19 protein-coding genes and 2 pseudogenes are annotated in these 21,366 nt (G+C 38.8%); 15 read left to right on the forward strand and 6 right to left on the reverse strand.

The window, feature by feature from the left end:
• Nucleotides 1-7: 7 nt before the first annotated feature.
• Nucleotides 8-774: pseudogene (gene madM / locus BkAM31D_RS07305) on the reverse strand (malonate transporter subunit MadM).
• Nucleotides 775-785: 11 nt separating this feature from the next.
• Nucleotides 786-1,187, reverse strand: a complete 402-nt coding sequence (gene madL / locus BkAM31D_RS07310) for a malonate transporter subunit MadL (RefSeq protein ID WP_066152539.1) — start codon at nt 1,185-1,187, stop codon at nt 786-788.
• Between the two features lie 338 nt (nt 1,188-1,525).
• On the opposite strand from madL, the gene BkAM31D_RS07315 reads away from it, so the two are divergent.
• From BkAM31D_RS07315 to BkAM31D_RS07350, 8 genes are all read left to right on the forward strand, one after another.
• Nucleotides 1,526-2,191: a GntR family transcriptional regulator gene (locus tag BkAM31D_RS07315; protein WP_066152536.1), complete on the forward strand. Its 666-nt coding sequence runs from the start codon at nt 1,526-1,528 to the stop codon at nt 2,189-2,191.
• A gap of 74 nt (nt 2,192-2,265) precedes the next feature.
• The gene (mdcH, locus tag BkAM31D_RS07320) at nt 2,266-3,201 is read left to right on the forward strand and encodes a malonate decarboxylase subunit epsilon (protein WP_066152535.1); all 936 of its coding nucleotides are present in this window, start codon (nt 2,266-2,268) and stop codon (nt 3,199-3,201) included.
• Nucleotides 3,202-3,246: 45 nt separating this feature from the next.
• A complete protein-coding gene (gene mdcA / locus BkAM31D_RS07325; protein ID WP_066152531.1) occupies nt 3,247-4,911 on the forward strand; it encodes a malonate decarboxylase subunit alpha in 1,665 nt (554 codons plus the stop codon).
• Between the two features lie 13 nt (nt 4,912-4,924).
• Nucleotides 4,925-5,797 (forward strand): triphosphoribosyl-dephospho-CoA synthase, encoded by an 873-nt coding sequence (locus tag BkAM31D_RS07330; RefSeq protein WP_066152527.1) that lies wholly within the window; start codon nt 4,925-4,927, stop codon nt 5,795-5,797.
• Nucleotides 5,798-5,816: 19 nt separating this feature from the next.
• Complete coding sequence (locus BkAM31D_RS07335) at nt 5,817-6,122, forward strand: malonate decarboxylase subunit delta (protein WP_066152524.1); 306 nt, start codon at nt 5,817-5,819, stop codon at nt 6,120-6,122.
• Nucleotides 6,109-7,800, forward strand: coding sequence for a biotin-independent malonate decarboxylase subunit beta (gene mdcD, locus BkAM31D_RS07340; RefSeq protein ID WP_066152521.1), 1,692 nt, complete (start codon nt 6,109-6,111; stop codon nt 7,798-7,800). Before BkAM31D_RS07335 ends, mdcD begins: the two co-directional genes overlap by 14 nt.
• Nucleotides 7,791-8,438, forward strand: a complete 648-nt coding sequence (locus BkAM31D_RS07345) for a malonate decarboxylase holo-ACP synthase (protein ID WP_066152518.1) — start codon at nt 7,791-7,793, stop codon at nt 8,436-8,438. The genes mdcD and BkAM31D_RS07345 overlap by 10 nt, the downstream gene beginning before the upstream one ends.
• A gap of 89 nt (nt 8,439-8,527) precedes the next feature.
• Entirely contained in the window at nt 8,528-9,421 is an 894-nt protein-coding gene (locus BkAM31D_RS07350; protein ID WP_066152515.1) for an AEC family transporter, read from the forward strand.
• 109 nt (nt 9,422-9,530) lie between these two features.
• On the opposite strand, the gene BkAM31D_RS07355 is transcribed toward BkAM31D_RS07350, so the two are convergent.
• Nucleotides 9,531-9,890 (reverse strand): hypothetical protein, encoded by a 360-nt coding sequence (locus BkAM31D_RS07355; protein WP_066152513.1) that lies wholly within the window; start codon nt 9,888-9,890, stop codon nt 9,531-9,533.
• Between the two features lie 458 nt (nt 9,891-10,348).
• Here BkAM31D_RS07355 and BkAM31D_RS07360 point away from each other — a divergent pair, with 458 nt between their 5' ends.
• The 4 genes from BkAM31D_RS07360 (at nt 10,349) to BkAM31D_RS07375 (ending at nt 14,409) form a co-directional block, all read left to right on the forward strand.
• Nucleotides 10,349-11,173 carry an aldo/keto reductase gene (locus BkAM31D_RS07360; protein ID WP_066152510.1) on the forward strand — a complete coding sequence of 275 codons (825 nt, stop codon included), beginning with the start codon at nt 10,349-10,351 and terminating at the stop codon, nt 11,171-11,173.
• Nucleotides 11,174-11,342: 169 nt separating this feature from the next.
• The gene (locus BkAM31D_RS07365; RefSeq protein ID WP_066152507.1) at nt 11,343-11,735 is read left to right on the forward strand and encodes a cytochrome-c oxidase; all 393 of its coding nucleotides are present in this window, start codon (nt 11,343-11,345) and stop codon (nt 11,733-11,735) included.
• Nucleotides 11,736-11,903: 168 nt separating this feature from the next.
• A complete protein-coding gene (locus BkAM31D_RS07370; RefSeq protein ID WP_066152505.1) occupies nt 11,904-13,727 on the forward strand; it encodes a MotA/TolQ/ExbB proton channel family protein in 1,824 nt (607 codons plus the stop codon).
• Nucleotides 13,720-14,409: an OmpA family protein gene (locus BkAM31D_RS07375; protein WP_066152502.1), complete on the forward strand. Its 690-nt coding sequence runs from the start codon at nt 13,720-13,722 to the stop codon at nt 14,407-14,409. The genes BkAM31D_RS07370 and BkAM31D_RS07375 overlap by 8 nt, the downstream gene beginning before the upstream one ends.
• Before the next feature lie 248 nt (nt 14,410-14,657).
• Here the strand turns inward: BkAM31D_RS07375 and BkAM31D_RS07380 are convergent, their stop codons facing one another.
• Entirely contained in the window at nt 14,658-15,086 is a 429-nt protein-coding gene (locus tag BkAM31D_RS07380; protein WP_066152500.1) for a nitroreductase family protein, read from the reverse strand.
• A gap of 54 nt (nt 15,087-15,140) precedes the next feature.
• Nucleotides 15,141-16,538: a sigma-54 interaction domain-containing protein gene (locus BkAM31D_RS07385; RefSeq protein WP_066152497.1), complete on the reverse strand. Its 1,398-nt coding sequence runs from the start codon at nt 16,536-16,538 to the stop codon at nt 15,141-15,143.
• Nucleotides 16,539-16,737: 199 nt separating this feature from the next.
• Between BkAM31D_RS07385 and BkAM31D_RS07390 the strand changes: the two genes are divergently transcribed.
• Nucleotides 16,738-18,060 (forward strand): aminotransferase family protein, encoded by a 1,323-nt coding sequence (locus BkAM31D_RS07390; RefSeq protein WP_066152495.1) that lies wholly within the window; start codon nt 16,738-16,740, stop codon nt 18,058-18,060.
• Nucleotides 18,061-18,150: 90 nt separating this feature from the next.
• Here the strand turns inward: BkAM31D_RS07390 and BkAM31D_RS07395 are convergent, their stop codons facing one another.
• Nucleotides 18,151-18,765, reverse strand: a complete 615-nt coding sequence (locus BkAM31D_RS07395; RefSeq protein WP_066152683.1) for a GntR family transcriptional regulator — start codon at nt 18,763-18,765, stop codon at nt 18,151-18,153.
• A gap of 211 nt (nt 18,766-18,976) precedes the next feature.
• On the opposite strand from BkAM31D_RS07395, the gene garR reads away from it, so the two are divergent.
• Nucleotides 18,977-19,870 (forward strand): 2-hydroxy-3-oxopropionate reductase, encoded by an 894-nt coding sequence (gene garR, locus BkAM31D_RS07400; RefSeq protein ID WP_066152492.1) that lies wholly within the window; start codon nt 18,977-18,979, stop codon nt 19,868-19,870.
• A pseudogene (locus BkAM31D_RS07405) lies at nt 19,867-21,293 on the forward strand (four-carbon acid sugar kinase family protein). Before garR ends, BkAM31D_RS07405 begins: the two are co-directional and overlap by 4 nt.
• Nucleotides 21,294-21,366 lie beyond the last annotated feature (73 nt).

The following is a 21,366-nucleotide window of genomic DNA, read 5'->3' on the forward strand; positions in this document are numbered from 1 at the left end:
AGTGTTATTATGATCCAAAAATTGCTTGCATGATTAAAAACAAAACAGATGGAACCAATAAACAGCCTAAGCCTGTATAGAAAGTTGCGGTCATTGCCCATAAGGGACTAGTTTCGGATCTGTTGCAGCTAATCCTCCTGCAACACCACTTGTTGAACCCATTAGTCCTCCGTATACAACGGCAGCACGCGGGTTATTTAACCCAATATATTTTGCAACAAAAGGGGTTGCAACCATGATTAAAATGGCCTTAATTAAGCCAGCTGCGATACTAAGCGCAATGACTTCTGAACTAGCACCAACCGCTGCCCCTGTAACCGGACCAACAATATAAGTAGTGGCCCCGGCTCCGATTGTTGTTAAACTTGCTGCATCCGTATAGCCAAAGGAGAGGGCTACAATAACACCGACTAAAAAGGAGGAAAAGACCCCGACAAATAATGCTATTATCCCGTTAAGACCAGCTTTTTTTACTTCTTCAAGACGTACTCCAAAGGCAGTGGCTATGATCGCCAAGTCTCTTAACATTCCACCGCCCATTAAACCGATTCCAGCAAAGATAGAAATGTCGGCAAGGCCTTTTTCTCCACCTGTATGAATACCGCCAAAGTAAGCTAGAACGAGACCTAGAATAATGGCAATGGCTGAACCGTGGATCCGTCCTTTTGTTAATTTATTTGAGATAATGTAAGAGAGGTACATTGTAATTCCAACAAGGGCAAAAGCTGTAACAAGCCCATTCTTTTCTAATACTCCAGTCAGCATCTCTACCATTTAAATTCCTCCTATTTCGCTTCTTTTAACTGAATTTCATCTTCAGGAAAATTTGTATTGTCGTTACCGATTTTCGTTAATAAAGGAACGAGAGCGAAACTGACAATTGTTGCAAAAAGTCCTGCTAGTAGAGCGAGAGGACCACCGTCAAGAGCTGCAACAACGTTTTGTTGGGCCGCCATTGCGACAACAACAGGAATATAGATGGAACTCCAAAACTGTAATCCTTCTTGTGATTGTTCGTTTAAGCGCTTCTTCTTTCTTAATTTATCTACCAACAATACGAGAAGAAGCATCCCAATCCCAACACCGCCAACATTAGCGCTTACACCAACGAGACCTCCTAGTAAATCACCCAAAAAGACACCAATCAACATACAAATGGACAGTAAAGCAACTCCGTAAATAACCATTTACTCACATCCTTCATATCGTTTTTTGTGTTACAGGTAATAAGGTGATAGCGGTTAAAGATAAGGAGAAACAGAAAAGTAGAAAGCCAAAGAGGTAATTTGTAAGGTTTTATGAAGTAAGAAAGTGGATCCCTCCTTTACATTTGTAAGCGTTTGCAACTGTGGTGTCAACTGTCGACTGAAAGTTCTAAAACCAATGATAGTAGGGTCTAAAGGAAAATGCAACTATTATTTTAAATTTTCTAAAATATTGAAAACGTATTGTGAGTTGTTGTATAATGATAATCGACAGTCGACCATGCTGTTGTAGTCTATTAAGAAAGCGGGTGAGATATTCCATGAGTAATATGGATCTTAGTAATAATTCGTTATCAAATAAAATTGCAGAACGAATTACTCAACAAATTATCACGGGAGAGTTAAAGCCAGGTGAGAAATTAGTTGAATACGCGTATGCAGAAGAATATGGAACAAGTCGTGCACCGGTGAGAGAGGCTCTTTATCTTCTAACGATTGAAGGTCTAGTAGAGCGAATTCCTCGAAAAGGTGCAGTTGTCAAAAGCTACACGGAAGCTGAGATCATTGATTTACTTGAAATTAGAATTATGTTGGAATCTCTCGTCATGAAACGAATTCTTGAAAGAGGAGTAGATCTTTCTATTGTAAACAAAATGAAAGAGCTACTAAAAGATATGAAAGAAGAAAAGGATTATAAAAAATACACAAAATTAAATCATGCTTTTCATATGTGCTTAATAGAGATGAGTAAGAGTGAAATTATTAAAAATATGTACGTTCGTATGGAACTACCTTTGTTAACGATTCAAAGCATGTCATTTGCTAGTGAGGGAAATATTGAAAAATCCATTAAAGAACATGCATTAATTGTAGATTTACTAAGTAACAATAAATTAACAGAGGCTATTCATATGGTAAATAAACACAATGAATATGTGATAACAAGCATGCAAAAGCTTTTGAAAATGAATGCAAATGAGTATTAGCCTATTGAGCATTAATAGGCTTCTACACAAAATAAATTGTCGACAATCGACTTTGTTTTGAGAAAGGAGGCATTATGAAGGTTGCCTTTTTGTTTCCTGGCCAAGGTTCCCAACAAGCGAATATGCTTCATGATCTACCAAGAAGCTCTATCGTTGATGAGGCTTTAAGAGAAGCAAGTGAAGCTTTAGAAGAAGATGTCTTGCATCTAGATACGAAAGAGTCACTCCGTTCGACGGTTGCGGTGCAAATTTCTTTACTTGTAGCGAGCGTTGCTTCAGCAAGACTTCTAGAAGAACAAGGGGTGAAACCTGATGCAGTAGCAGGTCACTCTGTTGGGGCTTATGGAGCTGCAGTAGTTGCAAATGTTCTTTCGTTCCAAGATGCTGTTAAGATAGTGAAATTAAGAGGCGAACTAATGGAAAGAGCCTATCCGTCTGGCTATGGTATGGGAGTTGTATCAGGAATAATGTCCAATCAGCTTGAGAGAATCATTGGTCAGTTGTCCATTAATAACGAACCAATTTATCTCACAAATATTAATTCACCAAATCAAGTAACTATTTCAGGATCGGTTAAGGGAATCAATAAGCTACTTCTAGCAGTAAAAAAAGAAGGGGCTCGTAAAGCCGAATTATTGCAAGTGAATGTTCCGTCCCATTGTGAGTTAATGAAGCCCATTGCTAATGAGCTGGCATGTGCATTAGAACAAATAACGTTTCGCAACCCGAGGATCCCATTTGCTTCAAATCGAACAGCTCGCTTGTTGCGAAACGCGCAGTTGATTAAAGAAGAATTAGCTTTCAATGTTTCAAAGCCCGTCAGGTGGCATGAAATCACGCAAATACTTTATGAGAGGGGGACGCGGTTATTTGTGGAGTTACCGCCAAATCATGTGTTAACCGATCTTGCAAGCGCAGCATTTCCTGATGCTAGGGCAATCTCTGTAATGAAAATGGGAATTCGATCTACAAGTTTATTAATCAATAGAGAGCAGTCAGTAGAAAACTAAAACGTAAGCGTTTACAATACGGATGAATTGAAAGGGGAGATTGGAATGAGTCAACTAGTAAATCAACAGATAGCTAAAAAGAGGTCTTGGACAACAAGGCGAGATGCAAAGGCAAAACGTCTTTCAAAGGTTGAAAAAATGACATGTGGAAAAGTGATTGCAACTGAAAATATTGTTCAAGTATTAGAAGAACTATTAGTCTCTGGAGATCGAGTTGTACTAGAAGGCAACAATCAAAAACAAGCCTCTTTTCTTTCTCAGTCTTTAACAGAGATCAATCCCAATAAAGTAAACCAGTTACATATGATCATGTCGAGTATATCAAGACCCGAACACCTTGATATTTTTGAAAAAGGAATTGCCAATAAAGTTGATTTCTCATATGCAGGTCCACAAAGTTTGAGAATGGCACAAATGCTAGAAGATGGGCAGCTGACAATGGGAGAAATTCACACATACGTTGAACTGTACGGCAGGCTGTTCATTGATTTAACACCTTCTGTTGCTTTAGTAGCTGCTGATAAAGCAGATGCGCATGGGAATCTCTATACAGGTCCGAATACAGAAGAAACTCCAACCTTGGTAGAGGCTGCGGCTTTCCGTGATGGAATTGTTATAGCTCAAGTAAATGAATTAACTGATGATTTACCACGAGTCGATATTCCTGGCTCTTGGGTAGATTTCATTGTCGTAGCAGATAAACCCTATCAGTTAGAGCCGTTGTTCACTAGAGATCCAAGACACATTACTGAACTGCAAATTCTTATGGCAATGATGACTATTCGCGGTGTATATGAGCGGCATCAAGTAGAGTCATTGAACCATGGAATTGGCTTTAACACAGCTGCGATTGAGTTATTGCTACCGACATATGGAGAATCACTAGGACTAAGAGGAAAGATCTGTAAGCATTGGGCTTTAAATCCACACCCAACCTTGATTCCAGCGATTGAAAGTGGCTGGGTAGACAGTGTTCATAGTTTCGGTGGAGAAGTAGGAATGGAACAGTACATTGCAGCTCGTCCAGATGTGTTTTTTACAGGAAGAGATGGCAGTATGCGATCGAACCGGACTCTTTGTCAGTTAGCAGGTCAGTATGCAGTTGATTTATTTATCGGTTCAACCTTGCAAATGGATCGTGATGGGAATTCTTCAACGGTAACAGCAGGAAGGCTTGCTGGTTTTGGTGGAGCGCCGAATATGGGGCACGATCCAGGAGGGAGACGCCATTCTTCTCCTGCGTGGTTAAACATGATGACAGCAGATGATCCACTCGCGAAAGGAAAGAAGCTTGTTGTTCAGATGGTAGAGACATTCCAGGCGGGGAATCAGCCTGTTTTTGTCGACTCGCTTGATGCGATTAAGGTACGTGACGATGCGAATTTAGAAACGACACCAGTGATGATCTATGGAGAAGATGTCACCCATGTTGTGACAGAAGAGGGAATAGCTTATTTATATAAAACAGATAGCATTGAAGAAAGAAGGGAAGCGATTGCTTCCATTGCAGGAGTTACACCAATTGGCTTAAAGAGTACGGTTAAATCGAAATTGAAATTGCGTGAAAAAGGTATATTGGCTCTTCCAGAAGATTTACAAATTAGAAGAACAGATGCGAAACGATCACTGCTGGCAGCTAAAAGTGTAGAAGAGCTAGTAGATTGGTCAGATCATTTATATCACCCACCAGCTAAGTTCCGTAGTTGGTAAGAGGAGGGATTTAATGAGTTGGCAAACTGCAATGGATTGTAGTGAGATTTTAGCCCAGCATGCGGTAACAGCCTTGATTGAAGAAGCTGAATTAACGCCGAAGCCCGGTCTTGTTGACAAGCAAAATAGTGGTTCCCATTCAGATATGTCTTGTGAGTTGATGATTACGTCGGCGAAGGCGTTAGAAGAAACTTTTGCGCAAATAGCTTTAGTGTCTTATCAGCAAAAACCAAGTCAATCCCTTCGTGAAAAAATTGCTGAGATTGGCCGAAGTGGTGAAAAGGCTATGTTTCGAGCGACCGGTGGGGTTAACACTCATAAAGGTGCGATTTGGGCATTAGGACTTTTAATTTCAAGCAAAGCGATGGCAAGCCCCGATACTGACAGTGAAACAATTGCTAAGTTAGCTGGAGAACTTGCCCGTTATCATGATCGCTACGTTCCTACTCAACAAACGAACGGGTTACGTATCCAAAAACGTTACGGGGTTCCTGGAGCAAAAGGTGAGGCAGAACAAGGCTTTCCTCATCTAAGGCTGATTGGCTTACCTGCTTTACACAAAGCTCGCCAAAAAGCAAAGTCTGAATTACATGCGAGGATTGATACGCTCCTTGCCTTAATGGCGAATTTAGATGATACATGTATTTTACATCGAGGTGGGATGGACACTTTGTTAGTCATTAAAGAAAAAGCGGATCGCGTTTTGGTACAGGGAGGCGTCTCAACAGCAGCAGGCTGGGAAGCTTTAGCTGATCTAGATCTCGAGTGCGAACGACGTCGTGTTTCGCCTGGTGGAAGTGCTGATTTATTAGCCGCTACGATCTTCCTTGATGCGTTCAATACATCTACTAAGTCTAGATGCCTTGAATCAAGTGTTACAAACTAACTTTATTGAGGTGATTATTTTGGAAACACGTTTATATAAGTATCCAGCTTCTAAAGGCAATGTTCATCGTGCGCATGTTGGAGTCGTAGGTTCAGGTGACTTGGAAATATTACTTGAGCCATCTAATGAACCGTATGCTCAAATCGAGTTAAGAACAGGAATAGATGGGTTTGAAGCGACATGGAAGAAGGTATTAGATCGCTTCTTTTCTACTCACGATATTGCGGCAACCATAAAGATAAATGATTTTGGGGCAACCCCTGGTGTTGTGTTATTGCGCTTAGAACAAGTTTTGGAGGTGAGCAGACGTTATGAAAATGCTTAAGGATAGCTTTGTTGAAAAAGATGCTAGGCAAAGAGCGATTGCGATCTTGGATGAAGGTACCTTTAGAGAACTGTTAGGACCTTTTGATGGATTTGAATCTCCACATCTTCAGAATCAAGGAATTGTTCCGCAAAGTGATGATGGGGTTGTTCTTGGTCGAGGCGAGATTGATGGTGAATCGGCAATCGTTATTTCATTAGAAGGAAAATTTCAAGGAGGAGGAATTGGTGAAGTATCTGGAGCAAAAATCGCCGGAGCACTGGAATTAGCTCTTCAAGACAATCAAAAAGGTATCGCGACTCGACCTGTTTTATTGTTTGATACAGGGGGCGTTCGTCTTCAAGAGGCGAATTATGGACTATTATCGATTGCTGAAATTGGTGCTGCGATTGTTGCGTTAAGAAACTACATTCCTGTTGTAGGGGTGATACCAGGAAAAATTGGTTCCTTTGGTGGGATGTCGATTACGGCAGGGCTATTCAGCTCATTAATTATTACACGTGAAGGGAGAATTGGGCTGAATGGACCAGAAGTAATCGAGCAAGAAGCAGGAATTGAAGAATTTGATTCGAGGAATCGACAGCTCATTTGGAACACGATTGGCGGTGTGCAAAGGCTTGCGACTGGGGGCGTTGATCATCTCGTTGAAGATGATCGTGAGACGATTCGAAACCAAGTTAGAGAAGTGTATCAAAGCGGACTCAATCAGCAACCAAGAAGTACACAAGTAGAATTATTTCAATCGTTGCTAATGTCAATTGACCCTTCGCAACATTTAACTCCAATAGAGCTGAGAGACATTTTCGAAAAAGTTAAAGAAGGACACGAAGAGTTAGTTAAGTATGTCGGTCATGAGAGTACAAAAGAACGATCTAGTCGAGGACTTAAGTGGTTTGAAGCATTGACTGATCCGTCAGAAGAGGTTCATTCTCGTGTTCCGTCCGTGAAATGTGCAGATGGTATGCTCGAAGACGAGCGTGCCCGATTTATCGCAGTCGTTCCGAATCCTAATAGCCGCTTTCCTCGAGCGCGAAATGGAGAGGTAGGGCTAGAAGAAGGGTGGACGATTGCAGAATCGGTAAGGAATGCTATTAAGGAAGATGAAGGTGGAGACAAACGAGCGATCGTCGCAATAGTGGATGTTCCTAGTCAAGCCTATGGCTATAACGAGGAATTAGTCGGCATTCACTTAGCTTGTTCAGCAGCGGCTGATGCTTATGCAACAGCTCGATTAGCAGGCCATCCTGTAATTACACTTATTGTTGGAAATGCGATATCAGGTGCATTTTTAGCACACGGTCTTCAAGCCAATCGGATTCTCGCGTTAAAGGATCCTAATGTGCATGTTCATGTCATGTCAAAGCAATCAGCCGCTAGAATTACAAGAAGAACGGTGGAGGAACTAGAAGTAGCAACAAAGCAAACACCAGCGATGGCTTATGACATTGACTCTTTTAAAAAGCTTGGTGCATTGCATGAATTAATAGAAGGAATCAATGCAGATGCCCCAGATGTTGAGGATTGTATTATCATAAAGGAGAAGTTACGAGCTGCTATTATAGATACGAGAGGTTCACAAACGGACTTAGGCAATCGTCTCAGGTCCAGAGAAGCAAGAGAAGAAGGGCGAATCACATCTATCTTGGTAAGAAAGCAGTTGGCAGAACAATGGAGTTAAGAACGCATGATTTAATTAGAGTTAAAGGAATGCCCTCGTTCTTGGACAATGAAGCATGTGAGGAATGGGTAACGGAAGCGATGCATGAAGCGCCATTTGTTGTCGTGAGACGGGCTCCAATCGAAAATGAAATGATTCCCGTGGGCATTCGAGGGAAATCACGTTCCCATAGGTATGCAGCTTTTTTACACATGGATGAATTGGAAGAAGTAATTTCTCCAGAAAAGTTAGCAAATGAAAAAAGATGGTTAGAAAATCCACGGTTACAGGAGATCAAAGTTCTTCAAGTGTTACATGAAGTAGATGAAATTCTTTCAAATCATGATATCGTTTGGGGACCAGGTGGAAGTGCGGGGTTTGAGCTGGCAAGTGGGATACCGACTCTCACGACTAAAAGTGATTTAGATTTGATCATCCGGACGCAGCCTCAGTTACTGTTAGTAGAAAAAGCAAGGCAAATCTATCAGGAGCTTACAAATATTGAAACTAGGGTGGATGTTCAACTGGAAACACCAATCGGTGCTATCGCATTAGCGGAATACTGTCTAGAGCCAGAGCAAATTCTTACCCGAACAAAAAAGGGTCCTAAGTTAACAAAGTTTTCATTGTTAAAGGAAACAGTTAAGCTTAACGGTTAAGATAAATCAGTTTACACTTGTAAAATGGTGTAAACTGATTTTCCATTTGAGATGAGGAAGATAAATTTAAGCAGAGATAGGTGTTTCAAATGTTCATACTTGTTGAAGTGGTCTTTCCGGTATTTGCAATTTTCTTTGCAGGCTTTGTGCTAAGAAAGAAGTTTGGTTTGCAGATTGATTCTCTTTCGCAAACTGCTTTTTATTTGTTACTGCCATGTTTAGTCTTCCGAACTCTTTATGAAGTTGATATTAAAGGAGACTTGAAAAATATCATTATTTTTCAGTTCTTCTTAATGCTTTTCCTTGCAGCTCTTGTGTTGCTTATTGGGAAATTAAGAAAACAAACAGCTCAGATGACAAATGGTTTGTTGCTTTCTACCATTTTTATGAATGCAGGAAATTATGGTGGTCCTTTTATTTTATTTGCACTTGGAGAAGTAGCTTTTCAATTAGCGATTGCTTATTGGGTTATTCAAACAATTCTAATGAATACATTGGGCGTATTTATAGCGAATAAACAAGGAACCACTTTAAAGGCCACACTGATCGTAACACTGAAAATGCCGATTGTGTACGCCGCGATACTCGGGATTGGACTTCAACTGCTTGAATTAACTATTCCAATGTTTCTTTTTCAACCAGTCGATATGTTGGCTACAGCGACAATTCCAATTATCATGCTCTTACTTGGCATGCAATTAGCGAATGTGACTTTTACAAAGGCGTGGTCAGTGATTAACTATGGGATCATTTTAAGGTTAGTCATTTCACCGGTACTGGCTTTTCTCATTGTTCAATTTATAATGAACGTTGATGGGCTTTTATCCAATGTACTCATTCTTCAAGCTGCTATGCCGTCCGCAGTTGTGATGACTTTAATAGCGACAAAGTATTACTGCGAGCCTGAAGCAGTATCTGGAATTACGCTTATTACAACAATCGTCTCGATGATTACGTTGCCACTTATATTGTTCTTATTATAGTTCAGCTTCCCTTATTCTTTAACAAGATTGGAACGAACAGCGCTGTTGTAAATAAACATACTGTTCGTTCTATATAAATATAAGAAAGTCCATTTCATTCACATATATACTATTCGCTTATGATTTCATGGCCGTCTTCAAGATCAAAACCAAATCCTTCATATAAATACGTCAACACGTCCATGAAGCTTAACCATGTTGTATCTAATGTAATTATCTTTTTATTTTTATAACAGACGACGCGATAAGGCTCCTGCTCGTCTTCTTGGTATGTATAAATAAAATAGATGTATTGATACTTGAGACCTAATTCTTTTATTTTAATTGTCGAGATAGGGCTTCTCACAAAAGCAATAAAATAGTCATCTTCATTTCGACGTAAAACCTGTACGTTTTCTGAGCTCTCTTTAACTGTAAGGTCATACTCATAACCTTGCCAAAATACTTTCCAACGTTCTTTTGTTAACATTGCGTTCACTCCTGAAAATCGGTATCTTTTTTTGAATACCCAAATTTTCAAATGTTAAACCACTAATTGGAATAATTTTCAATAAAAATTAAGAAGGGAATAGCTTGAATATGTCAAGCTATTCCTGTGCTGGACTAATGATAGCTATTACGCCCATTCGCACTTCCACTTGTTTTATGCTTCGGTCTGCTTTTGTTATTTTGCTGCTTTGTTCCACTGCTGTTGCTGTTTTTATTTTTAGACATCGTTATGCCTCCATTTTTTTTGGGATTACTTGCACAATGCATTATTATCGTTTACGTATTTCGTTAAATCATTAGCAACAATAGTTGGAAGTGATAAAAATCAACACTCTTGGAGAAACTCTTGGATGACGTAGTACATATTTGTTGACAGTATTTGTTAAACGTTATAGGTTAAAAAGGTAAGTGATCAAAATGTGTAAAGGAGAATGTACAATGGATTTTGTTACATTAAATAATAGTGTGAAAATGCCGCAGCTTGGTTATGGCGTTTGGCAAGTTGAAGATGAGCAAGCGACTACTGCAGTGAGGAAAGCCATCGAAGTTGGTTATACGTCCATTGACACAGCGATGATCTACCAGAACGAAAGAGGCGTTGGGAAAGCCATTAAAGAAGCCTCTGTTCCTCGTGAGCAGCTCTTTATCACAACAAAAGTGTGGAATAGTGATCAAGGGTTTGAGAACACGTTACGTGCTTTTGATGAAAGTCTAGAACGATTAGGGCTTGATTATGTTGATTTATATTTAATTCATTGGCCAACTCCTGAGTTCGATCAGTACGTTGATACATACAAAGCATTAGAAAAGCTTTATCACGATGGACGAGTGAAAGCAATTGGCGTTTGTAACTTTGAAATTGAACATTTAGAGCGCCTCTTACAAGAGTGTGAGGTTAAACCAGTTTTAAATCAAGTGGAATGTCACCCATACCTTCAACAAAATGAGTTAAAGGACTTTTGTGCAAAACATGATATCTTCTTAGAAGCGTGGAGCCCTCTTGAGCAAGGTGGCGATGTGTTGAAGGATGAAGTTATACAAAAAATTGCTGATGTACAAGGCAAAACTCCGGCACAAGTTGTACTTCGTTGGCATTTGCAAAAGAACAACATCGTTATCCCAAAGTCAGTGACACCATCAAGAATTGAAGAAAACTTTAATGTCTTTGACTTTGAATTAACGGAGGAGCAAATGGATGAGATTAATCAACTGAATCGCGATCGTCGTAAAGGTCCTCATCCTAATGAATTTCATAATCGCTAAAATAATTTGCCCACTTCAAACCGAAGTGGGCTTAAATTTGTGTGTAAATAGGCCCTTTGGTGCAGGGGGAATCAATTAAAGTCCTAACAAAATTTCTCGTTAGGAGGAGAGGATTAGGCATATAGTAGTGTGTGTGTTTATATAATGCTAGAGAAGGAGGGGGAATCATATGGGAGTGAAACTCATTAAAGTTTCTGCATTGTACTTTGTTCTTGGCGTCTCACTAGGCTATTATATGTCGGTTGCCCATGCGTATCATCTGACAGGGGTGCATGCTCATGTGAATTTGTTAGGGTGGACGTCCATGACATTAGCTGGACTGATTTACATCTTATTTCCAAAAGCGGGATCTAGTATGCTAGGAAAGATTCATTTTTGGCTTCATAACATTGGACTTCCACTCATGATGGTTGGGCTTTTTCTCTTATTACAAGGGAATTCAGCTCTCGAAGTATTAATTCCAATTGGTGCAACATGTGTATTAGTCGCAGTCATTTTATTTGCGGTAAATGTGTTATTGAATGTGAAGAAAGAAGAGGTTGAGGCTCGTTTTCAAAAATAAAGATGGAAAATGCCAACTTAAAATTCCTTGAACACGCTTGGGTTTGATCACTCAAGCGTATTTTCATGTTCCACGATTATTTCACTTACTCTCATGCATGATTTGTCCAGTCTTCGAATAAGTATAAAAAACTGGAGACAAGTCATAGTTAAATAGGGGGATTTGGAAATGGTTGAAGCGATTTTGACATTATTTACGAATGAACAGCAAGCCCAATCGATTGTATCCAATCCGTTGGTAGAATTCATATTTATGGTGTTATTTGTCACATTTGCCGCAGCGGTTTTCGTTCATTTTCTCTTGTTTAGCAAACTAAGAACGATTCGAAATTTTATAGGAGAAACGAATTCATTAGAAATGGCACCGGTTAATTCGTTTCAAAAAGAATTCGAACAAAAAAACAAACAGGAATCAGTAAAAGCTGAGACATTTGTACAAGAAAAATTTTCAAGTTGGAGAATGTTCAATGTACCGGTTGTAAGTTTGATTAAGATGATTCAAATGACGGTATCGATTTTTATATTAGTAGGTGTATTAGGAACATTTATTGGACTAGCGATGTCCCTTGGAAGTATTGATGCAACAGGCGATCAATTAGTCGAGAATGTTGCTTTGGTGCTTGCAGGCATTGATGTAGCTTTTTATACGAGTATTGCAGGGATGGGATTATCCTTACTCATGACTGTAATGACCCGTGTTTGGAATACGGAATTTCTGTTAACGGACATCATGCTCAAAACAGAATCACATTTAGAAGAGAAGGAAAAGGACGGGATGACCCGCCTCATTGAAGTATCAGAAACGATTCATACATCCATTGTTGATTTACATGAATCCAATCAAGAATCAATGCAGAGTATTGTCGAGTCATTCCATGGCTTTCAAGAATATACGGTCGGCTTGCAGCAATCAGCGAAAGATTTAGCGAAGTTTAATGAAGGACTATCAGAGAATTTAAAAGATTTCACTGTGATCTTTGATCGAGTCAAAGAGATGACGGAAGGGTTTGATAAAGGAGTTAAAAAGCTTAATAAAAATTTTGATCAATTATTCTCTTATTTTTATAAAATGGATCAAAGAAATGAAAAAATGACTAGTGCGTTTACAGAAACGTATAAGAAAATAGATGAACTCTCAACGTCTCAGATCGAATCAATGAATCAATTCCAAGACTCAGTCGGTGATTTAAGAGATTACTTTTCTGCAATTGCTAATAGGCAGGAATCGATTCAGACGGCTTTTGAAAGAATGCTTGGACAAAGTGATCAGCTCGTTAAAGCGATGAAAGAGAACAATCAACAGTTTGAACGGATTTTCGGACATGATGTCAGCTCAAAATTATCAGCTATGACTACGAATTTACATGATTTGAAAAATGATTTTCATAGACTAGGACATACGATCTCTCGTTTACCTGATGAACTCGAAACAATAAACCGAGCTCAAGGGGAGTATAAAACTCTTCTCGGAAATCGTTACGACGAATTAAAGCAATACAATCACGAAATTTACAATCACTTAAAAATGCATTCTGCCAATTCAAGTGCATATGAAACATATTTAAATGATGCATCCCGTTATTATGAACAGTTAGGAATGACAAATCAGCAATTGTTGAATGATTTGAATCGAACAGTGACACAGATGACTGACTCTTTTAACCAAAGGGAAAATCAAATGGAATCAAACGTAGGCATCTTAAAAGATACATTATCAAGGTATGTCGCTAATTTAGAAGGAACGCTTGGTGATAAACTTGAAAAGGCGAGTAGGAATATAGGGGATTACGTAACCGAAATTAATTCAGTCTTAAAGAAAGAATTCAAGCAAATAGGTGAAATAACAGAAGAAAGCCAAATAAGAAGTGCACGTTCAATCCAACAGCTTGTGCAAGAGTTAAATCAAGAAATCCAACTGCTGAACCGTCAGTTACAAACTTTTTCTGAAGAGGCGAGTAGAAAAAGCAGTATAAGGGTTGGAGCCAATGATTAATAAATACAAACGATTATTTCAGCGTGAAGATGAAGAAAGTCACTTTTGGCCATCATTCACCGATTTGTTAACGGCGATTCTTCTTTGTTTTATTTTAATCTTTATCATCATGATGGTGATCAAATCGTTTCAGATTGAGGAGATGAAACGAACGATTGATCAGATCATGGGGGTTCGAGTGAATATCATTCAAGATTTAAATGAAGAATTCACCGAATCTGATTTGAAGATTGAGATTGATGAGAAGACAGGCGCATTGATTTTTAATACAGACATTTTGTTTGAATTTGATGCAGCTGTTCTAAAGCCAGAAGCATTTCAATTTTTGGATGAATTTGTTCCAGCCTATTTGGATGTATTACTTGAAAATGGATATGAGGAGTATATCTCGGAAATTATCATTGAAGGACACGCCGATCGTCACGGAAGTTATTTGTATAACCTAGAATTGTCCCAACAGCGAGCATTTAGCGTAGCAGAGTATATACTCAGTGAGGATTTCCCGTATAAAAATATTCAAGAACATTTAAAGACAAAGCTCACAGTCAATGGAAGATCGTATTCAGAAGGTCGTTCAGATGAAGCAGGGAAATATAGCAATCAAGCATCTAGAAGAGTTGAATTTAAATTTAGGCTGAAAGATGAGGAAATTCTAGAAAAAACACGTGAATTGTTGGAGTGAGAATGAAGAACCTATCTTTCTAAGCTTGGAAAGATAGGTTTTTATTAGAAAAGGTGAGAGTCTAGCTTCAACCGAAGATGTCCTTCAATTCTCCAGGTCTGGCATCAGTAGTGGCGTTAAAAGTGACTACCAACTTTATTTAGGACAGTTTCCAACTTACAACATACTCCGTTTTTTCATTCAAAATTCCTAGTTCAGGTTCTGATACAAACCATTGTCCATGTATATTTAATTCTTTACAAGCTAATTCAAACTGACATAGGAATAAATTCATTTTCTTGTAATTGAATCTCTTTTTCGAACGAATTCCTCGAGAAAGTCCCACCCATCCAGCACGTTCCGAGCCCTAATTGTGTTGCAAATAACAGTACTTTATGAAAAAGAAAAGCATATTCTACTAAAGCATATTTTTCGTTTTTAGCTGAACCAACTAAGTACGCTTGTGGGTTCTTAATGAAACCATATGTACCGAGCTTGATTCCTTTTTCTGTATGGTTATTCGTAACTTGAACAAGTGTAACCAAGCCTTTCCCTCCGAAAGGCCCTATTTGATTTTTCTCCTTATTAATGTAAGAAGTTAATTGACTGAGGTTTGATTTTGATAGTTTCACAGAGTCAAACGTTCTAATTGATTGACGACGGCGCATGATGTCAATATAAGAGTTCTTAGGTTCCATACGTACTCCTCTCAAGTTGAATGTTAGTGTATTTCGAGTTTTCTAGTATCTAAGTTATTGTAAATGATTCTTATACTTCTTTAATTTATAGATAACAGTTGGTTGGCTGATTTGTAAAAGCTCAGCCATTTCATAGGTCGTTTTGCATTGCTTTTTGGCTCTTGATAACATTTGGATTTCGACTTCTTCCACTGCTTCCTTCAAACTCTTTTTTTCTACCATATCCTGTTCATAATGGGAGGATTCAACGGTCTCTTTTATGTTACTTTGAAGCTCCAAAGGGAGGTGCTCAGGTCGAATGATCGGATCTTCAATTGTTAAAACGAGGCGCTCTAGAATATTTTCCATCTCGCGTACATTACCTGGCCATTTATATTGAACTAATTGATGATAAGTTGAAGGGTGTAATTTTTTTGTAGAGTGGTGCTTTTCATTCATTATTTGTAAGTAGTGTTGCAAAAGAATGACGATGTCATCTTGCCTTTCATGCAGTGGAGGAATTGAAATAGGGATGACATTTAGACGGTAATACAAATCAAGGCGAAATTTCCCTTCATCGACCATTTCTTTTAGCGGTTGATTCGTTGCAGTAATTAAGCGGAAGTTAACGAGATGTTCTACTTTTCCTCCAACTCTTGTCATTTTTTTCTCCTGTAACACTTTCAGTAATTTCACTTGAATGGATAACGGAAGTTCTCCAATTTCGTCTAGAAAAAGTGTTCCTTGATCGGCTTGCTCAATTAAGCCTTTTCTTCCTGACTTATGTGCTCCTGTAAATGAACCGGGCTCGTAGCCAAACATCTCCGATTCAAATAAAGTTTCTGGAATGGTACTACAATTCACCTCAATGAAAGGTTCTTTGTGTCGTTCACTACGATCATGAATATAACGAGCAAGGGTACTTTTTCCAACACCAGACGCACCTAAAAATAAAATCGTAGCGTCTGATTTAGCGACACGTTGAATCGTTGTTATGATTTGTTTCATCTTACTGCTTCTGAAAAGAATGGGGTGCTGACTTGCTTCTTTTCCACGTAATTCCTCGACTTCAGCTTGAAAGCCAGCAACTTTTGATTGTAATTGTTCATATTGTTCTTGAAGCCGATAGATTTCCGTCTGATCTTGACTGTAACTGATTGCTCTAATTAACTGCCCTTCTTTATTAAACACTGGATAACCGGTTGACATGATGACGTGACCAGATTTTGTATGTTGCAATACTTGCACTACTTTTTTCTCTTTTAACACAAGAGCATTAATAGAGGGGGAGAGAATCCCTTTCTTTTCTAACTCATAGATTGAAGTTCCGATGTATGAACCTTCTTCGATGTCATACATTTTCCAATGCTCGCGGTTGGAGCGGAGAATGATCCCATTTTCATCGGTAATCGTAATATTGTTATTTGATGTATTGATAATCGTATCTAATTCCAATCTCAACTCTTTTTCCATAAAAGAACACCTCTATTTACAGATTGATTTAATTATTAATTAAATTAACTGAATAATCAATGATTTAATCGATTTTGTCGTAAAACAATTTAATTGTTAATTAAATGAGCGGAAAATCAAGAAAAATGAATGTGGTAACATTGGCACTACTTTTGCATTAGAAAGAGTGAATACGTATAGGAGAAAGGGAGTCATCAACATGAATAATTGGATTAAAGAGTTAGAGGAGCTAGACAAGAAGCATTTTATCCACCCGACATCACCAATAAAGCAACAGCAACAAGCTGGTCCTAGTTTTATTTTTACAAAGGGAGAAGGTGTCTATTTAGAAGATTTAAAAGGGAATCGAGTGATTGATGGAATGTCCTCTTTATGGAATGTGAACATTGGTCATGGAAGAGAAGAGATGGGGGAAGTAGCGAAGGAGCAAATGTCAAAGCTTGCTTATAGTTCTTGTTTTGCCACTTTTAGCAATGAGCCTGCGATTCGGTTGGCAGCAAAGCTTGCCGAAGTGGCACCAGGAAACTTATCGGCCACTTTCTTTACATCTGGTGGATCAGAGGCGAATGATACCGCTTATAAATTAGCTAGGCATTATTGGATTTTAAAAGGGAAACCAAATAAGCAAAAGATTATTACAAGAACGAAGTCCTATCATGGTGTAGCGTTGGGGGGAACGAGTGCGACCGGGTTGCAGCCGTTCCGTGAGTTTACAAATTCGATCGCTCCTGATTTTGATTATGTAGATCACTTTTCTAGCGAAGCATTAAGGCGCAAAATTGAAGAGGAAGGTCCAGAAAAAATCGCGGCTTTTGTAGCGGAGCCGGTACAAGGGGCTGGTGGAGTTCATATTGCACCTGAAGAATATTTCAAAGAAGTACGCGTTATCTGCGATCAGTATGACATTTTATTTATCACAGATGAAGTAATTACAGGGTTTGGGCGTACTGGAACATATTTTGGAATTGAACACTATGGAGTCGTACCAGATATGATGTGCTTTGCTAAAGGGGTGACGAGTGGCTATGCACAGTTAGGCGGGGTGATGATGTCGGATCAAATGTATGAAGAGTTCAAGGAACTTTCAACGGGTACTCTTTTACACGGTTATACGTATAGCGGTCATGCGATGGCTTGTAGCGTCGCGCTAAAGAACCTTGAAATTATTGAAAAGGAGCAGTTGATTACTCGTGCTAAGGAAATGGGTGGTGAAATGCTTGCAGGCTTTAAAGAACTGCAACGTAAACACTCGATCATTGGCGAAGTAAGAGCACTTGGGCTTATGGGGGCAATTGAAATTGTAAAGGATCAAAATTCAAAAGAACGATACCAAACTGCTTTAGCCCCAATCATTGTTACAGAAGCTGCCAAGCGGGGTCTCGTCGTACGTTCCGTCGTTTTTGATAGTCAAGATACGCTTGTAATCGCTCCTCCTTTGATCATCAACAAGAAAGAAATCGAGGAAATGATGACGATTTTATCAAATACTTTTGCAGAAGTTGAACTGAAGATGATAGGATGAAACACAATTTAACGGTACCTGCTTGAAGTAAAACAATTTAACGGGCGTCTCAAAAGGTCAAAACAAGACCTTTTGAGACGCCCTCATTTGTTATTGGTTTAAATAATGCAAGCAGAATTCTAAGTCAGCCTGCAAATGCTTTTTCATTAATTCTTCTGCGAGATCACTGTCATGGTTAAGGATTGCCTGATAAATCTCTTCATGTTCGTCAATCAAAAAAGGTCTTTTATAAAGGACAACGGTTTTGCGGAATAAATAAATGATGGACTGCATGCGATCAATTGTATCAATCATGACAGGATTATTGGTCGCTTGAACAATTAATCCATGGAATTCTTCATTCGCTTTCATAATTTCTTCACTTGTACCGTTTCGTCCGATTTGCACACATTCTTGAAGTCGTTCTATGTTCGTATCATTCATATACATGGCTGCATTTCGTGTAGCAAATCCTTCAAGTAAAATACGGACTTGAAAGATATTGCGTAGATCGGTTTCGGTAGGATTGGCCACTCTCTTTTCTTGTATCAGTCCTTCTTGTTCCAACTTTCGTATAGCTTCTCTAATAGGGGTTCTACTAACTCCTAATTCGGAAGCAAGCTTTTCTTCAACTAGCTTTGTTCCTCGAGAGAGCTCACCGTTCAAGATTTGATCTCTAATGTATTCATAAGCTTTTGAGTAAGCGGATGTATGTTTCTTCAATATGTTGTAACTGTTACGTGGATGATAACTGTAACAGTCATCCTCCTTTCTAGAAAAACGTCCATTCCTATAAAGTATAAGAGTATTACCTGAAAATTGGAAGGGTCCAAATAGTTTTGTATACAAAAATAGATAAAAGTGTATACAAAACTAAAATATTTGTGTACAATCAATTTGTATTGAAAACGCTTTAAGATTTTTAGGAGGTAAGACAATGAAAATAGGATTTATTGGTCTAGGTATAATGGGAAAGCCAATGACACTCAATTTGATCAACAAAGGGTTTAATGTAACCGTATACGATATAAATGAAGAGGCTGTTCAACAACTAGTAAAGGCAGGGGCAATGGAAGCTGGATCACCAAAGGAAGTAGCGGAACAGAGTGAGGTTATCATCACAATGCTTCCAAAGTCTGAACATGTAAAAAGTGTAATCATAAATGAAAACGGAATCATTAATGGAGCAAAAGAAGAAACGACTGTCATAGATATGAGTTCTATTACACCAGATGCATCAAGAGAATTAGCTGCTATTTTAAAAGAAAAAGGAATTAGTATGTTAGATGCACCGGTAAGTGGAGGAGAGCCAAAGGCAATTGATGGGACACTTGCAATCATGGTTGGTGGAGATCAAGAAGTGTTTCAACGCGTAAAACCAGTGCTCGAAGCGATGGGCCAAGAGATTACATTAGTCGGCGGAAATGGCTGTGGCACAACCGCGAAGCTTGCGAATCAAATTATTGTGAATGTTAATATCGCAGCAATGTCTGAAGCGCTTGTATTAGCTTCAAAAGCAGGAATAGATATTGAGAAAATGTATCAAGCAATTCGAAGTGGACTAGCTGGAAGTTCTGTTTTAGATGCGAAGGTTCCATTAATACTAGAAAGAAACTTTGTTGCTGGTGGACGGATAGACATTAATGCAAAAGACTTAACGAATGTAAAAGAAACAGCTAATGCACTAGGTGCGCCGCTTCCCCTTTCAAGTCAAGTGCTTGAAATGTTTGAGGATCTAATAAACGAAGGTAAAGCAGCAGACGATCATGGTGGACTCATTCAGTATTATGAGAAATTAGCAAATACAGAAGTAAAGGGGAATGAATCATGAGCAACAGACTACTAACAGAACTTCAACACCAATACTCTCCTGTTAATGAAGAAGAAGTTACAAAATTATGGAATGAGGTTAGACCGACTTTCACTGATAAAATCATTGTGTTAGATGATGATCCAACTGGAGTACAAACGGTTCATGGAGTCTCAGTTTATACGGATTGGGAGGAAGAAACGATTGAACTAGGATTTAAAGAAGAAAATCAAATGTTCTTTATTTTAACGAATTCTAGAGCGTTTACGGAAAAAGAAACTAAGACCGCTCATGAACATATTGCAGAAAGAGTCGAGCGAATAGCTCAGAAGTTAGGCAGATCTTATATGATCATCAGCCGTGGTGATTCAACGCTACGAGGGCATTATCCACTTGAGACAGAAGTGATGAAGAACACGATTGAAGAACACAGTTCAATGAAACTTGATGGAGAAATTCTTTTGCCATTCTTCAAAGAAGGGGCCGTCTTACGATTGAGAATGTCCATTATGTTCAGTACGATCAAAAGCTTGTCCCAGCTGGTGAAACAGAGTTTGCCAAAGACCGGACATTCGGATTTGCTTCCAGTCATTTAGGTGAGTGGATCGAAGAGAAGACAGAGGGCGCGTTTAAAGCTGAGGATGTAACGTATATTTCGTTGCAATCTATTCGAAGTCTTGCAGTGGAGGAAATAACAAAGCAATTAATAGATGTGACTGATTTTAATAAAGTTGTCGTAAATGCCATTGAAGAAGAAGATGTCCGAATCTTTGCGATTGCCTTAATTAAAGCAATGAATAAAGGGAAGCGCTTTATGTTCAGGTCAGCAGCTACATGGACGAAAGTGATTGGAAATATATCGTCGAAGCCACTTTTGAAGCGTTCAGACTTAATAGAGCAATCTGTAGAGAATGGTGGTTTAATTATTGTAGGATCGCACGTCCAAAAAACGACTGAACAATTACAAGAACTTCAATCCCTTACTTCAATTACTGCAATTGAATTTGATTGTCATCTAGTGTTAGAGAAGGAACAATTCCGTAAAGAAATAGAGCGAGTGAAAAAAGAAGCGGAAAGTTCAGTTGCTGCAGGAGAGACGACCGTTATTTTTACAAAGCGTGAGCGCCTTGATTTAGGTGAAGGGATGAAAGAAGAGGAATTAAAACTATCAGTTGAGATTTCAGATGCTGTCACAAGCATTGTTCGTCATTTTGCAATCACTCCTAAATACATCATTGCCAAAGGTGGAATCACTTCTAGCGATGTGGGTACGAAAGGCTTGCAAGTCAAAAGAGCAACAGTAGCTGGTCAAATTGCCCCAGGAGTACCAGTTTGGAAAACGGGCAGCGAAAGTACATTTCCGGCTATTCCGTATATAATTTTTCCCGGAAATGTGGGAACAGCAAGTACATTGAAAGAAATTGTGATAGAGCTTGAACAATAAAGATCGTTAGGGGGAATTCAAATGGTAACAGGAAATATGTTATTAGTAGTCTTTTTAATCGCTTTAATCGTAT

The sequence above is a fragment of the Halalkalibacter krulwichiae genome (assembly GCF_002109385.1).
In the GTDB taxonomy this organism is placed as follows: domain Bacteria; phylum Bacillota; class Bacilli; order Bacillales; family Bacillaceae_D; genus Halalkalibacter; species Halalkalibacter krulwichiae.

What these genes read in the sequence shown, in the direction of transcription:
- BkAM31D_RS07345 (WP_066152518.1), top strand. Translation starts at nt 7,791, where the DNA reads ATGGAGTTAAGAACGCATGATTTAATTAGAGTTAAAGGAATGCCCTCG.
- mdcA (WP_066152531.1), top strand. Translation starts at nt 3,247, where the DNA reads ATGAGTCAACTAGTAAATCAACAGATAGCTAAAAAGAGGTCTTGGACA.
- BkAM31D_RS07385 (WP_066152497.1), bottom strand. Translation starts at nt 16,538, where the DNA reads ATGGAAAAAGAGTTGAGATTGGAATTAGATACGATTATCAATACATCA.
- BkAM31D_RS07360 (WP_066152510.1), top strand. Translation starts at nt 10,349, where the DNA reads ATGGATTTTGTTACATTAAATAATAGTGTGAAAATGCCGCAGCTTGGT.
- BkAM31D_RS07380 (WP_066152500.1), bottom strand. Translation starts at nt 15,086, where the DNA reads ATGGAACCTAAGAACTCTTATATTGACATCATGCGCCGTCGTCAATCA.
- BkAM31D_RS07375 (WP_066152502.1), top strand. Translation starts at nt 13,720, where the DNA reads ATGATTAATAAATACAAACGATTATTTCAGCGTGAAGATGAAGAAAGT.
- BkAM31D_RS07315 (WP_066152536.1), top strand. Translation starts at nt 1,526, where the DNA reads ATGAGTAATATGGATCTTAGTAATAATTCGTTATCAAATAAAATTGCA.
- BkAM31D_RS07370 (WP_066152505.1), top strand. Translation starts at nt 11,904, where the DNA reads ATGGTTGAAGCGATTTTGACATTATTTACGAATGAACAGCAAGCCCAA.
- BkAM31D_RS07330 (WP_066152527.1), top strand. Translation starts at nt 4,925, where the DNA reads ATGAGTTGGCAAACTGCAATGGATTGTAGTGAGATTTTAGCCCAGCAT.
- BkAM31D_RS07355 (WP_066152513.1), bottom strand. Translation starts at nt 9,890, where the DNA reads ATGTTAACAAAAGAACGTTGGAAAGTATTTTGGCAAGGTTATGAGTAT.
- mdcH (WP_066152535.1), top strand. Translation starts at nt 2,266, where the DNA reads ATGAAGGTTGCCTTTTTGTTTCCTGGCCAAGGTTCCCAACAAGCGAAT.
- garR (WP_066152492.1), top strand. Translation starts at nt 18,977, where the DNA reads ATGAAAATAGGATTTATTGGTCTAGGTATAATGGGAAAGCCAATGACA.
- mdcD (WP_066152521.1), top strand. Translation starts at nt 6,109, where the DNA reads ATGAAAATGCTTAAGGATAGCTTTGTTGAAAAAGATGCTAGGCAAAGA.
- BkAM31D_RS07350 (WP_066152515.1), top strand. Translation starts at nt 8,528, where the DNA reads ATGTTCATACTTGTTGAAGTGGTCTTTCCGGTATTTGCAATTTTCTTT.
- BkAM31D_RS07365 (WP_066152507.1), top strand. Translation starts at nt 11,343, where the DNA reads ATGGGAGTGAAACTCATTAAAGTTTCTGCATTGTACTTTGTTCTTGGC.
- BkAM31D_RS07390 (WP_066152495.1), top strand. Translation starts at nt 16,738, where the DNA reads ATGAATAATTGGATTAAAGAGTTAGAGGAGCTAGACAAGAAGCATTTT.
- madL (WP_066152539.1), bottom strand. Translation starts at nt 1,187, where the DNA reads ATGGTTATTTACGGAGTTGCTTTACTGTCCATTTGTATGTTGATTGGT.